10 protein-coding genes are annotated in these 13,504 nt (G+C 65.6%); 5 read left to right on the top strand and 5 right to left on the bottom strand.

Features of this window, described 5'->3' with window-relative positions; genetic code table 11:
* Window positions 1-43 precede the first annotated feature (43 nt).
* Together pyk and XH92_RS38115 are read right to left on the bottom strand one after the other, a co-directional pair.
* Window positions 44-1,480, bottom strand: a complete 1,437-nt coding sequence (gene pyk / locus XH92_RS38120) for a pyruvate kinase (protein WP_194456631.1) — start codon at window positions 1,478-1,480, stop codon at window positions 44-46.
* Entirely contained in the window at window positions 1,477-2,091 is a 615-nt protein-coding gene (locus XH92_RS38115) for a DUF1036 domain-containing protein (protein WP_194456630.1), read from the bottom strand. Before XH92_RS38115 ends, pyk begins: the two co-directional genes overlap by 4 nt.
* Before the next feature lie 198 nt (window positions 2,092-2,289).
* Here XH92_RS38115 and XH92_RS38110 point away from each other — a divergent pair, with 198 nt between their 5' ends.
* The 3 genes from XH92_RS38110 to XH92_RS38100 all read left to right on the top strand — a co-directional run bounded on the left by XH92_RS38110 (window position 2,290) and on the right by XH92_RS38100 (window position 4,941).
* Window positions 2,290-2,592, top strand: coding sequence for a DUF1244 domain-containing protein (locus XH92_RS38110; RefSeq protein WP_076862154.1), 303 nt, complete (start codon window positions 2,290-2,292; stop codon window positions 2,590-2,592).
* A gap of 173 nt (window positions 2,593-2,765) precedes the next feature.
* Window positions 2,766-3,038 (top strand): DUF2312 domain-containing protein, encoded by a 273-nt coding sequence (locus XH92_RS38105; RefSeq protein WP_050422683.1) that lies wholly within the window; start codon window positions 2,766-2,768, stop codon window positions 3,036-3,038.
* A gap of 139 nt (window positions 3,039-3,177) precedes the next feature.
* Window positions 3,178-4,941 (top strand): adenylate/guanylate cyclase domain-containing protein, encoded by a 1,764-nt coding sequence (locus tag XH92_RS38100; RefSeq protein ID WP_194456629.1) that lies wholly within the window; start codon window positions 3,178-3,180, stop codon window positions 4,939-4,941.
* Between the two features lie 32 nt (window positions 4,942-4,973).
* Here XH92_RS38100 and XH92_RS38095 read toward each other — a convergent pair whose 3' ends face one another.
* The 3 genes from XH92_RS38095 to XH92_RS38085 form a co-directional block, all read right to left on the bottom strand.
* The gene (locus XH92_RS38095; RefSeq protein ID WP_194456628.1) at window positions 4,974-6,569 is read right to left on the bottom strand and encodes a DUF882 domain-containing protein; all 1,596 of its coding nucleotides are present in this window, start codon (window positions 6,567-6,569) and stop codon (window positions 4,974-4,976) included.
* A 265-nt stretch (window positions 6,570-6,834) separates the two neighbouring features.
* Complete coding sequence (locus XH92_RS38090; protein ID WP_194456627.1) at window positions 6,835-9,120, bottom strand: murein L,D-transpeptidase; 2,286 nt, start codon at window positions 9,118-9,120, stop codon at window positions 6,835-6,837.
* A gap of 309 nt (window positions 9,121-9,429) precedes the next feature.
* Window positions 9,430-10,920, bottom strand: coding sequence for a sigma-54 dependent transcriptional regulator (locus tag XH92_RS38085; RefSeq protein ID WP_194456626.1), 1,491 nt, complete (start codon window positions 10,918-10,920; stop codon window positions 9,430-9,432).
* A gap of 142 nt (window positions 10,921-11,062) precedes the next feature.
* Here XH92_RS38085 and XH92_RS38080 point away from each other — a divergent pair, with 142 nt between their 5' ends.
* Both XH92_RS38080 and XH92_RS38075 read left to right on the top strand, forming a co-directional pair.
* Window positions 11,063-12,994 (top strand): M3 family oligoendopeptidase, encoded by a 1,932-nt coding sequence (locus XH92_RS38080; protein WP_194456625.1) that lies wholly within the window; start codon window positions 11,063-11,065, stop codon window positions 12,992-12,994.
* Window positions 12,995-13,262: 268 nt separating this feature from the next.
* Entirely contained in the window at window positions 13,263-13,415 is a 153-nt protein-coding gene (locus tag XH92_RS38075) for an aa3-type cytochrome c oxidase subunit IV (RefSeq protein WP_021078552.1), read from the top strand.
* Window positions 13,416-13,504 lie beyond the last annotated feature (89 nt).

The raw sequence follows: 13,504 nt of genomic DNA, 5'->3' as shown, positions 1-13,504 counted from the left end.
GTGCGCACCGGTTCACGTGAGGAAAACGTGTCAAAACGCGAATCTACAGCTGCGCGTCGCCCTTCGGTCCGACGGAGGCGATGCGCAGCATGTTGGTGGTGCCGGGCGCGCGCAGCGGCACGCCGGCGACGATGATGACGCGCTGGCCGGCCTTGGCAAAACCGTCGCGGAATGCAATCGAACCGGCGCGGTCGACCATGTCGTCGAGATCGTGCGCGTCCTCGGCAACCACGCAATGCACGCCCCACACCACCGACAGCTTGCGGCCGGTGACGAGGTTCGGCGTGATCGCGACCACCGGCACCTTCGGCCGCTCGCGCGCCACGCGGATCGCGGTCGAGCCCGATGACGTCCAGCAGATGATCGCCGACAGGTCGAGCGTCTCGGCGATCTGCCGCGCGGCGTCGGCGATGGCGTCGCCCACCGTCGCCTCGGGATCGACGCGCTGCGCGTTGATCACGCTACGATAGGTCGGGTCGCGCTCTACTTCCTCGCCGATGCGGTTCATGGTCGAGACCGCTTCGACCGGAAATTTGCCGGCTGCGGATTCCGCCGACAGCATGATGGCGTCGGCGCCTTCGTAGACGGCGGTGGCGACGTCGGAGACTTCGGCGCGCGTCGGCACCGGCGCCTGGATCATCGATTCCAGCATTTGCGTCGCGACCACCACCGGCCGGCCGGCGCGGCGCGCCATCCGGATCATCTGCTTCTGCAGGCTCGGCACCCGCTCCAGCGGCAGCTCGACGCCGAGATCGCCGCGCGCCACCATCAGCGCGTCCGACGCCTCGATGATGTCGGCGAGGCGGTCGATCGCCTGCGGCTTCTCGATCTTGGCCATCACGGCGGCGCGGCCGCGGATCATCTTCTTGGCCTCGATCACGTCCTCGGCGCGCTGCACGAAGGACAGCGCGACCCAGTCGATTCCCTCCGGCAGCGCGGCTTCGAGGTCGGCGCGGTCCTTGGGCGTCATCGCGGACACCGGCAGGTCGGTGTCGGGCAGGCTGACGCCCTTGCGGTCCGACATCTTGCCGCCGATCACGACGCGGGTGACCGCGCGGTCGGGCGAGGTTTCCTCGGCGATCAGCCGCACCTTGCCGTCGTCGAGCAGCAGCGCATGGCCGGGCCGGAGCGCGGCCAGGATTTCCGGATGCGGCAGCTGGACGCGGCTGTTGTCGCCCGGCGTCTTGTCGGAATCCAGCGTGAAGCTCTGGCCGTTCTTGAGCTGGGTCGACCCTTCGGCAAACGAGCCGAGCCGCAGCTTCGGCCCCTGCAAATCGACCAGGATGCCGATCGGCCGTCCGTAGCTCGATTCGACGTTGCGGATGGTCTTGACCAGCTCCCGCATCTTGTCATGCGGGGTGTGGCTCATGTTGATGCGGAACACGTCGGCGCCCGCCTCGAACAGCTTGCGGATCATCGCGCTGTCTGAGGAGGCCGGGCCGAGCGTTGCGAGGATCTTGATTCGGCGCAGGCGTCTCATTGCTTGTTTCCGGGTGGCGCGGCTGGCGGCAGACCAGACGCGCCCGGAGGCGCTGCGCCCGGCGGCGGTGGCGGGTTCGGCAGGCCCGGCATCGTTCCGGGGCCTCCGGGGCCCACGCCGCCCGGCATTCCCGGTACTTTCTGCGGCTGTTGTTCGTTGGCTTCGGTCAGCTGGACGGTCCATGCACGCTGCTCGCCGGTGTCGACTTCGAAGAAGCCGGTGCGGTCAAAACCCCGCGCCAGGCAGTTCTCGGTGCCCTTGATGGTGAATTCCTTGTCGCGCGAGCACATGAAGGCCTGGCCGGACCATTCGCCGCCGCGATCGTAGTCGAGAGCGTAGATGTAGTAGTAGCGCGCCACAAGATTGCCGCGCAGCAGGGTCTCGCAAGTCCGCGACGACACATTCCACCAGCCTTCCGTGGTCCAGCCCTCGGCATCCTTGTAGCCGAGCGCGATCCCGACCCGGCTCGAGGTGTTGTTGCAGAGCCGGAAATCGGCGGCCGCCGGGCTGGTCCACAGGCACGCCGCGACCAGCGCCAGCACCGGCAGGATGCCGGCCAGGATCAGACGGATGCTGCGGGGAGCTGAGGCGGGAGAATCTGTTGGGCTCATGCGGCGAGGCTATATCAAATCATTGTCGATTTCGCGTGCCGGGCAGGCACTGTCAACGGGCGGGCGCCAGTCCGGACACGCTGTGGGACCGTGGCAAGGGTGGCCGGACAGGTCCGTATTGCGCGTCGATATGGCAAAATCTGTGACAATTCCCACCTGATATCAATATGGTGAGCGCATCACACCGGGATCACGATCATGAGCATTGACGACAAAACCAGAACGGAACTCGAGGCCGCCGTGTTTCGGCGCCTCGTCGATCATCTCCGCAACCGGACCGATGTGCAGAATATCGATCTGATGAACCTTGCCGGCTTCTGCCGCAACTGCCTGTCCAACTGGATGAAGGAAGAGGCCGACGCCAAGGGCCTTGCGGTGAGCAAGGACGAGAGCCGCGAGGCGGTCTACGGCATGCCCTATGAGGAGTGGAAGGCGAAGTATCAGGGCAGCGCGACGCCGGAGCAGCTCGCGGCGATGAAGAAGGCCCAAAGCGGGCATTAATTCCCGATCCATGTGGCGTCAGTTCCGTGGCCGTCCGCATTCCTGTGGGCGCGCTGTGGATGAGCGCGATGTTTCCTTGACGGAGCGGGCTCCAAAATCGAGGGTCGCCCGCAACAAGCGGTGCGCGTGGCGCGTATTCGCGCGACATTTCATTGCCATTTCAGGAGTACGCGATGGCCACCACGTCTGCCGCCGTTCAGGATGAACCCGCAACGCGATTTGCCAAGGACCAGCTCAGGTCGATCATCGAGCGCATCGAGCGGCTGGAAGAGGAAAAGAAGACCATCTCGGACGATATCCGCGACGTCTATGCCGAGGCCAAGGGCAACGGCTTCGACGTCAAGGCGCTGCGCACCATCGTGCGGTTGCGCAAGCAGGATGCCAACGAGCGCCAGGAGCAGGAGACCATTCTGGAGACCTATATGCAGGCGCTGGGGATGCTCTGAGGCGGCAGGCGGCCGCCTGGCGTCATCAGGCTGCCCGCCCAAGGTACTCCCGAAGGCTTCCATCGAGCCTCTGTCGAGGCTTGGGTGACATCGCCGGATTTGCTAGATTGCCGGCGAGGTAACCAGGCAGATCGTTCAGATGGACGTGCCAGGACCAGAGCGCAGGCTCGCTGCGGTTCTCGCCGCCGACATGGTCGGCTTTAGCCGTCTGATGGAGGCTGACGAGACGGGCACCCTTGCGCGCCTCAAGACCCATCGGATCGAACTGATCGACCCGGCCATCAGCAAGAATCGCGGCCGCATCATCAAGACCACCGGCGACGGCCTGCTGGTCGAATTCCACAGCGTCGTCGATGCGGTGCTGTGCGCGGCCGAGGTGCAGAGCCGGATGGCCAAGCGCAACGCCGACGTCGCGCCGGCGCGCTGGATGCAGTTTCGCATCGGCATCAATCTCGGCGATGTGATCGTCGACGGTGCCGACATCTTCGGCGACGGCGTCAATGTCGCGTCCCGCCTGGAGACGCTGGCCGAGCCCGGCGGCATCTGCATTTCCGGCGCGGTCCGCGACCAGGTCGGCGATCGTCTGGAAGATCTGAGCTTCGAGGATCTCGGCGACCAGACCGTCAAGAACATCGCGCGCCCGATCCGGGTCTTCCGCGTCCATCTCGAATCGGGCGGCAAATCCACGACCGAGCAGCCGAATGCTGCGGCCGGTCCCGTCGTCGCCAAGAAGCCCTCCATCGCGGTGCTGCCGCTCGCCAACATGAGCGGCGACCCCGAGCAGGAATTCTTCGCCGACGGCCTCACCGAGGACATCATCACCGAGCTGTCGCGCTTCCACGATCTGCTCGTGATCTCGCGCAACTCGACCTTCGTGTACAAGGGCAAGGCGGTGAAGGTGCAGGACGTCGCGAAGGAATTCGCGGTCGACTATGTGCTGGAGGGCAGCGTGCGCAAGGCGGGCGGGCGGATCCGCGTCACGGTGCAGCTGATCGATGCCGAGGCTGACCGGCACGTCTGGGCCGAACGCTACGACCGCGAGCTTGCCGACATATTCGCCATCCAGGACGAGATGACGCGCGCGATCGTGGCGATCTTGCCGGGCCGCGTCGAGGCCGCCGCCCATGACCGCGTCAAGCGCAAGCCGACCGACAACATGGCGGCCTATGAGTGCGTGCTGGCCGCCAAGGTTCTGCATCACCGCTCGGCGCGCGATGATAATGCGGAAGCGCAGCGTTTGCTGGAGCGGGCCATCCTGCTCGATCCCAACTACGCCCATGCGCACGCCTGGCGGGCCTGCGTGCTCGGCCAGACCTGGGTCTACAATTGGTGCGAGGACCGCGACGCGACCTTCGCGCAGGTTGCATCTGAGCTCGAGATCGCGCTCAAGCTCGACGACAATGACAGCGACGTGCACCGGATCCTCGCCGCGCTGAACCTCAACCGCGACGACCACGACAAGGCGGCCTTCCACCAGGAGCGCGCGCTCGCGCTCAATCCGAACTACGATCTGGTCGTGGTGCAGCAGGGCGAGCTGCTGACCTGGCTCGGGCGGCCGGAGGAGGGCATCGACTGGATCAAGCGGGCGATGCGCCTCAACCCGTTCCATCCGGAGCGCTTCTGGAGTCATCTCGGCCGGGCCTGCTATTGCGCCGAGAAATACGCCGACGCGGCCGAGGCGTTCTCGCGGATCACGCGGCCCGACCACACCCATCATGCCTTCCTTGCCGCAACGCTGGCGCAGATGGGCAATTCGGTAGCGGCCTCAGCCCATGCGACCGAGGTGCTGAAGCGCGAGCCGAGCTTCTCGGTCGCAGCTCACCTCGCAACCCAGCACTACAAGCGCGAGCCCGACCGGGCGCGCTACGAGGCTGGCTTGCTCAAGGCAGGGCTGCCGGCCTGATCGGCTGATGCAGTGACGTCGTCGGCAGAAGCTCAGCGCAGCGAGGCGGTGCGCAGCACGAAGGACTGGGTGGTCAGCAGGGTGGTCGCCGAGCCCGAGAAGTGATCGCAGGTCATGCCCATCATCGGATCGTCCGAGAAGGTCATGGCGACGGCGGCCTGCGGCTTCACGAAGTGCTGTCGCATCATGCTCATGTCGGTGTCGCCGAGCACCGTTGTCAGCATGCCGCTGCTCGCGCTCGGCGCCAGCATCACGACGCGCATCCAGATGTCGTTGCCCTTGGCGGCCGAGATCCGCGCCGACGTCGTGATCACGCCCTGGCCAGGCGTGCCCTTCGCAACCACGGTGTTGATCTCGGTGGCCGGCGCGGCCGCATTGCGCGTCGGCCGCACGTTGCGCGGGATCGGCGCGGTCGCGGCGACGATGTTGGCGCGATCGACCGGCGAGGACGAGGCCGGCGCATAGGCGAGCGCCTTGTTGAAATTCTGGGTCGCGCTGGCGGTGGTCTGCGGGTCGGCACCGCCGACGGCTTCACGGGCCTTCAGCGCGGCGATCTGCGCGGCCGATGCCTGCTTCGGCGCCGCTGATTCGTCACCCCAGAAGCCGCGAGCGTTGATGATGTCGGCGGGCGATTGCGGCTCGGTGTTCTCCGCGGTCTGCACCACCTGCACCGCGGGCTTGGCCTTCGGCATCGGGACGAGCTGGGCGTCGGCGGCGGCGAGCTGGATGGCGGCGGCGAACTGCGGCTTGGCGCGCGGAAGCGGAACGGGATCGGCGGCTTTGGCGGGAGCTGCGGCCGCAACCACGGCGGCGGTGGCGGGCTTGTCGTTCACACTGGCCGCGCCTTCGTCTTCATCGTCATTCGACTTGCCGCCGCCGAACAGCTTCGCGAACAGGGTCGGCTTGCTGATAACAGCCGCATCGTCGCCATTGCCGCGGCGCTCGATGTCGGCCTTGGCAAGCTCATAGCCCTTCAGCGGCGTGCCGTCGGTCGGGACGTGGACGGTGCGGCCGTCCGGGAACACCCGCACCAGCTGCTCGCGGGTCATCCGCGGCCAGTGGCGAATGCCGCCGGTGTCGAGATGCACGAACGGCGAGCCCGAGGTCGGATAGAAGCCGACGCCGCCGCGCTGCAGGCGCAGGCCGGCGAAGCGGATCTGTTCGAGCGGCACGCCCGGAATGAAGAAGTCCATCGCATGGCCCAGCATGTGCTGGCTGTGGCGCGCAACGCCCGAGGAGCGACGGCGGAGCATGGCGTTGGTGGCAGGGGCGCGATAGGCGGAGATGATCTGGATCGGCTGCTTGCCGCCGACGTCGCTGTAGACTTCCCAGAGGATGTCGAACAGATGACGGTCCATCACCGTCTCATCCTGGGAGCGCCAGTCGCGCAGGAAGTGATTGAGCTGCTTCAGCGCGGCTTCGTCGTAGCGGCCATCGCGCTTGAAGGTGACGGTGAGGTCTTCGCCGGAATGGGTGTGGTGGAAGGAGAGGGTGCGGGTCTGGTTCAGCGCGGTCGCATCGTGCACCGAGCCGGCGCCCGCCAACAGCAATAGCGCGGTCAGGCCGACTTGGTATCCGGCCTTAGGCAGCGACAGCGGTTTGTAGCGGCGTGCGAAGACAGCCAGCACTATGAGCCCACCCAGTCGACGAGCGTTCGGTCGGCATCCTTCGCAGACCCCCTGCGGAAGACGGTGAACGCTTTCTTAAAGCGGGAGGGTTAACCGAGGTTTACCGACCCGCCCCCAAGTTAGGCTTAACTAACTGGGCGAGTGTGGCAAAAGATAGCCCTGTTCCCCGGACGCCATGGGAAATGGTTAACGTAAACGATCTCGCTTTTTGAGCGAGATCGTTGATTTTGCTTCAAAATTTATCGCAATCGGGCGGCGGGGCAGATTAGCGGGTAATCACCCGCCGCTGCTGCTGGGCCTGGCCGCGGCGGACCGGCTGCGGCTCCGGCTGGCCGAATCCACCGAACAGGCGCTCGAAGAAGTTCGGTCCGGAGGAGCCAAAGCCGCTGTTGTCGCCGGCAACGTTGACGCCCGGAGGCAGGCTGCTGCTCGGCGGCCGCGAATAGCTCGGCTGGGCGTGCGCCACCACGGTTTCGAGATCCTTGCCGCGGCCGTTCTTGAGCAGCGACAGCATGGCGGCGTCGCGGCCGTAGATGTCCCTGCGGATCTGCAGCTTGCCGCCGTCGTCCACGAACGCGGTCTGGTAGGTGATGTTGACCGGGATCGGCGTCGGGAATTTCAGATCGACTTCGCTGGAGCCGTACATGCTGCGAATCCGCTCCGGCGTGTAGTGCTGGTTCGGCTCGGTGATGTTGAGCAGCACGGAGGCGTACTGATCCGGATTCTGCACGCGCATGCAGCCGTGGCTAAAGGCGCGCTCGTCCTTCGCGAACAGATACTTGTCCGGCGTGTCGTGCTGATAGACCAGGAACTTGTTCGGGAAGTTGAAGCGGATGCGGCCGAGCGCGTTGGCTTCACCGGGCGGCTGCGAGACGTGGATCGAGCCGTCGCGGTTGCGCTCGAGCTTCAGTCCCATGCGCTGCAGCACCGTCGGATCCTGCTGCAGGGCCGGCAGATACTCGTTGTAGATGATCGACGGCGGCACGTTCCAGGTCGGGTTGACCGTGATGTACTTCATCGTCTCGGTCAGAAGCGGCGTGGCGTGCTGGCCGGGCTTGCCGGTGACGACGCGCGTGGTCCAGACCTGCGCGCCGTTCTGCATCACCTTCAGCGTGTAGTCCGGGATGTTGAGGATCACATAGGCATTGCCGACATTGGCGGCGCCGAGCTGGCGCGGCAGCCAGCGCCAGCGCTCCATGTTGACGACCACGGTGTCGATCTGGCGGTCGCGCTTCGGATTGTTCAGCGCCTTCACTGTGCGCTCGTCGAGCACGCCGGTCGGCTTGAGGTCGACGCTGTTCTGGAATTTCTCCACGGCGCGCGCCACCGTCGCGTCGTACTTCGTGCTATCGGCATCCTCGGTGACGCCGAGCTTGTTGCGCAGGTCCGGCACGCGCGGATCGTCCATCTCGACCGCGGCCTGCTTCTTGCGCGCGGGGACGTATCTCAGCGCGGGGCCGTCGGCGATCGTGATCACCGGGCCGTCGCCCTGGCCGCGCAGCTCGGCGAGCTTCTTCTTCAGCTCCTTGTAGAGCTTCTGCGGCGGGTTGTAGCCGTCGAGCGCGGCGGAGGCGTCCTTGGCCGAGGTCACGTTGGCGAACACCTCGGCCGGATCGATCGGATGCTCCGGATAGAGGATGTCCGCCGACACCTGCGACCAATGCATGCGACCGCTCTGGGCCTGGCGTGCATAGTCCAGCATGCTGGCGGCGAGCTTCAGCTCGGCGTCGGCCAGCGCATCGGGCGTCGTCGCAGCGGCGAAATCCGGCACCGGATAGTCCGATGCATCGAGGCCGTCGGCGGCCGCATCCTTTAGGCGGGCGATGACGCCCTTGCCGGCGTCGGTCAGCTTGCCGGCCTTGGTGAAGACCGGCGCGTAGTCGCGCGTCGAGTAGAATTTCTCGGCGGCGGCGCGCTCGTTCTTGCGATCGAAGGTGCGCAGCGACTTGCCCGCGAGCTGCTCGCGCAGCTTGTCGGCGACCGGCTGATCCTCGGCGGCAACGTTGCTGGCAGCCTTCGCGGGCTCAGCCGCGGGCGCTGCGGCCGTCGCGGGAGTGGGCGCTGCGGCGGGCGCCGTTGCGGTTGCCGGCGCCGGGTTTGCGGAAGGTGCCGTTGCGGTTGCAGGGGCGGGTGCGGCTGCAGCCGGCGCGACCGCGGTATCGGTCTTCGGTGCATCGGTGGGCTTGGTCGCCGGCGCGGTCGCGATATCGGCGGGCTTCGGCTCGACCGCCTTTGCCGTCGCGCTCGGTTCTGCCGGCTTTGTATCGACGGGCTTGGCCTCGGTCGCCTGCACGTCTGTGGGCTTCACGTCCGCCGGCTTGGCTGCGTCGGGCAGCGCGGCGGTAGTGTCGGCCTTGAAATCGCTGGCAGTGGGCGGCGGCACATTGGCCGGTTCGGGGCGCGGGATCGCGGCGTCGATCGCGAGTTCCGAGGCACTGGAGCGAGGCGTGTCCTGCGCGAAGGCCGAGCTCGCGGACACCGTGAGGAAGGTCGCCGCGACGGCCATCAAGACGCGGTCAAATCCTCGACGGTTGTTGGAACAGTCACGCATTTTCGCACCCCCTGGGTGGAACTGCCCCCCAGAGAGTCTGGAACAGTTCAAATCGGTATTCGGTTTCATAGCTTGCGCGAAAGCGCCGGCTTCTCGAACGACTCGCACGCCTGCACGCAATTAACGCAGACGATACATTTGCCCCTCTTATGCAGCCAGCGCCATGCGGGGCAACTCACGACAAACTGACCTCGAAGCGGCTGATTTCGCTCGGGCCGTGCGTTTTTGCCACGCGGCACAGCCTTTGTCTGTCACCGCCACGACACGGTTCAAAAGGTTCCCTGGTATGGCCGTGTCGGCCTCAGAGCTTCATGTGGCGTCGCTGGTGCGGGTGCCGGCCGCAGCTTCGTCCAGCTTGCGGTAGAGGGTCGAGCGGCCGATCTTGAGGCGCCGTGCGACCTCCGACATCTGGCCGCGGTAATGCGAAATCGCGAACCGGATGATCTCGTTCTCGAGATCTTCCAAGGGGCGCACCTCGCCGGCGGCATTGAGCATCGACAGGCCGCCTGCCGTGGGGAGGATGGTTGCGACCGGTATCTCATTACCTGAGATCATGGCGGGCGCCGTAGACGGCGACACCACCAGCGGCTCGCCCTGCAACGATTTGCCTTCCGGCACTGGATGCGCCGCCCCTTGCGGGAAGTCGGCGAGCCCGAGCTGGTCGCCGTCGCTCATCACCACGGCGCGATACACCGTGTTCTCGAGCTGGCGGATGTTGCCCGGCCAATCGAGCTGCGAAAGATGCGCCATCGCATCGCCGCTGATGCCGGTGATGTTGCGGTTCTCCTCGGCGCAGAACCGCGCCAGGAAATGCCGTAGCAGATGCGGGATGTCTTCGCGCCGCTGCCGCAGCGCCGGGATGGTCAGCGGCAGCACGTGCAGCCGATAGAACAGGTCTTCGCGGAACTGGCCGGCCTTCACGAGATCGAGCAGCTTGCGGTTGGTCGCCGAGATGATTCGGACATCGACCTTGACCGGCTTGCGGCCGCCGACGGCCTCGACGGTGCCCTCCTGCAGCGCGCGCAGCAGTTTCACCTGCGTGGCCAGCGGCAATTCGCCGACCTCATCGAGGAACAGGGTTCCGCCATGGGCCTCGACGAACTTGCCCTGGTGGCGTTCGGTCGCGCCGGTGAAGGCGCCCTTCTCATGGCCGAACAGGATCGATTCGACGAGATTGTCCGGGATCGCGCCGCAGTTCACCGCGACGAACGGCTTGGCCTTGCGCTCGCTGCTGCCGTGAATGGCGCGCGCGAACAGTTCCTTGCCGACGCCGGATTCGCCCTCGATCAGCACCGGGATGGTCGAGGATGCCGCCTTCTGCGCGGTGCGCAGCACCCCGGCCATCGCCTCGCTGCGGGTGATGATGTCGGAGAAGGTCAGCCGGCCCTCGCGGCTGTGGCGGATGCGCTGCAATTCGCCCTTCAGCGCCGACGCGTTCAGCACGTTGCGCAGCGACACCTGCAACCGCTCGAAGCCGACCGGCTTGACGACGAAATCCTGGGCACCGGCGCGCATCGCCGACACCACATTGTCGATGCCGCCATGCGCGGTCTGCACGATGACCGGGACGTTCAAACCAGCTTCACGTATTTTTGCGAGGACTCCGAGACCGTCGAGGCCCGGCATCACGAGGTCGAGCACGACGGCATCGATCGCCTGCGTCTCGGATGCGGTCAGGGCCGCTATCGCCGCGTCGCCGCTGTCCACGACGAGGGGCTCATAGCCGCACTTCTGCACCATGTTTTCAACCAAACGACGCTGTACTGCGTCATCATCGGCGATCAAAATGGTGGCAGCCATGGTTTTCCCCGCACGCTACGTTTATTTGTCTCGAATCGGGGCAATGTCGCCGATGCCGATTAACGCACTCTTAAACCTTGCGAACCCGCTTTCATTCCGCCGCCGCCGACATCTTTCCGACTGAAGTAAGGTTACGAACAAGATGACCTCGCGCTCCAAAACTGCCTCCTCGAAGTCTGCTCCCGGCAAATCTGCTCTCAGCAAGGCCGCTGTCCGCAAGGAAGCCGCGTTGCGCAAGACGGCCGCACAACGCAAACCGGCCGCGGCCGGCCCGGCGGCGAAACAGGCAGCCAGCAAGACCGGCAAGCTCCCGGAATGGAATCTGGCAGATCTCTACTCCGGTATCGACGCGCCGGAAGTTGCGCGCGATTTGCAGAAAATGGATGCAGATTGCGTCGCGTTTGAGACCGACTACAAGGGCAAGCTTGCCGAAAATACCGCCAAGGAAGGCGGCGGAAAGTGGCTGGCCGAGGCGATCGGGCGCTACGAGGCGATCGACGATCTGGCTGGCCGTCTAGGCTCCTATGCCGGCCTAGTCCATGCCGGCGACAGCGTCGACCCCGCGATCTCGAAATTCTACGGCGACATCTCCGAACGGCTGACCGCCGCGTCGGTGCACCTGCTGTTCTTCTCACTCGAGCTCAACCGGGTTGACGACGATGTGATCGAGCGCGCGATGGCCGAACCGACGCTCGGCCACTACCGGCCGTGGATCGAGGATCTGCGCAAGGACAAGCCGTACCAGCTCGAGGATCGCGTCGAGCAGCTCTTCCATGAAAAGGCGCAGAGCGGCTACGCGGCCTGGAACCGGCTGTTCGACCAGACCATCTCCGGCCTGCGCTTCAAGGTCACGGGCAAGGAGCTTGCGATCGAGCCGACGCTGAACCTGTTGCAGGACAAGGCCGGCGACAAGCGCAAGGCGGCGGCGCAGGCGCTCGCCAAGACCTTCAAGGACAATGAGCGCACCTTCGCGCTGATCACCAACACGCTCGCCAAGGACAAGGAAATCTCCGACCGCTGGCGTGGCTTCCAGGATGTCGCGGATTCCCGCCATCTCAACAACCGCGTCGAGCGCGAGGTGGTCGATGCGCTGGTCGCCTCGGTGCGCGCGGCCTATCCGAAGCTGTCGCACCGCTACTATGCGCTGAAGGCCGGCTGGTTCAAAAAGAAGAAGCTGCCGCACTGGGACCGCAACGCGCCGCTGCCGTTCGCGGCGACCGGCACCATCGCCTGGCCCGAGGCGCGCAACATGGTGCTCTCGGCCTATAACGGCTTCTCGCCCAGGATGGCCGAGATCGCCGAGCGTTTCTTCAGCGATCGCTGGATCGATGCGCCGGTCCGTCCCGGCAAGGCGCCCGGCGCGTTCTCGCATCCGACCACGCCGTCGGCGCATCCCTATGTGCTGATGAACTATCAGGGCAAGCCGCGCGACGTGATGACGCTGGCGCATGAGCTCGGCCACGGCGTCCATCAGGTGCTGGCGGCGAAGAACGGCGCGTTGATGGCGCCGACGCCGCTGACGCTGGCGGAGACCGCGAGCGTGTTCGGCGAGATGCTGACCTTCAAGCGGCTGCTGTCGCAGACCAAGAACGCCAAGCAGCGCCAGGCGCTGCTCGCGGGCAAGGTCGAGGACATGATCAACACCGTGGTGCGACAGATCGCGTTCTATTCATTCGAGCGCGCGGTTCACACCGAGCGCAAGAATGGCGAGCTCACCGCCGAGCGGATCGGCGAGCTGTGGCTCAGCGTGCAGGGCGAGAGCCTCGGGCCGGCGATCGAGATCAAGCCGGGCTACGAGACGTTCTGGATGTATATCCCGCACTTCATCCACTCGCCGTTCTACGTCTACGCCTATGCGTTCGGCGATTGCCTGGTGAACTCGCTCTATGCGGTCTACGAGCACGCATCCGACGGTTTCGCCGAACGCTATCTCGACATGCTCGCCGCCGGCGGCACCAAGCATTACTCCGAGCTGCTGCGGCCGTTCGGGCTCGACGCCAAGGATCCGAAATTCTGGGACGGCGGCCTGTCCGTGATCGCCGGCATGATCGACGAGCTGGAGACGATGGGCTGAAATCCATCGGCCTTCGGTCGGGCCGGGTGCGCGGCCCGGCCGCGCATCAGATTCGTTCGGCGTTTTTGCGCCTCGCGGCATGATCGTCCCATGACGCCCGCGTTCGGGAGACCAATCCTGCCCCGAGCGGCGGCCAAAGGGCCGTCGCTCGAGGGGTGAATCGGGGACGATTTGCGGTTCAAATCGCCCGATCGGGACCACGCCGTTGCCCTGCCAATCCGTTTGCGGTAATGGCTCGCAGAACGCGAATTTCTGACTGGGGACAGCAATGGCAGACCATAGCGAAGTGGCCTACACGACCGCCGACGGCAACGATTACGTGGCGCATGAGCAGACCTATGAAGGCTTTCTCATGCTGGTCAAATGGGGCACCATCAGCGTCGCCATCCTCCTCGCCTTGATGGCCTATTTCCTGGTCTGATCCTCTGATCGGCTAGCGGCATCGCCGTCCCGCGGCGGTGCCGGAATTCCTGTCGAAACCCGGATGGAAAAACCGGGTATCCAATCTGG

The sequence above is a fragment of the Bradyrhizobium sp. CCBAU 53421 genome, assembly GCF_015291625.1.
Lineage (GTDB): Bacteria > Pseudomonadota > Alphaproteobacteria > Rhizobiales > Xanthobacteraceae > Bradyrhizobium.
This window is presented reverse-complemented; position numbering and strand designations above follow the sequence as displayed.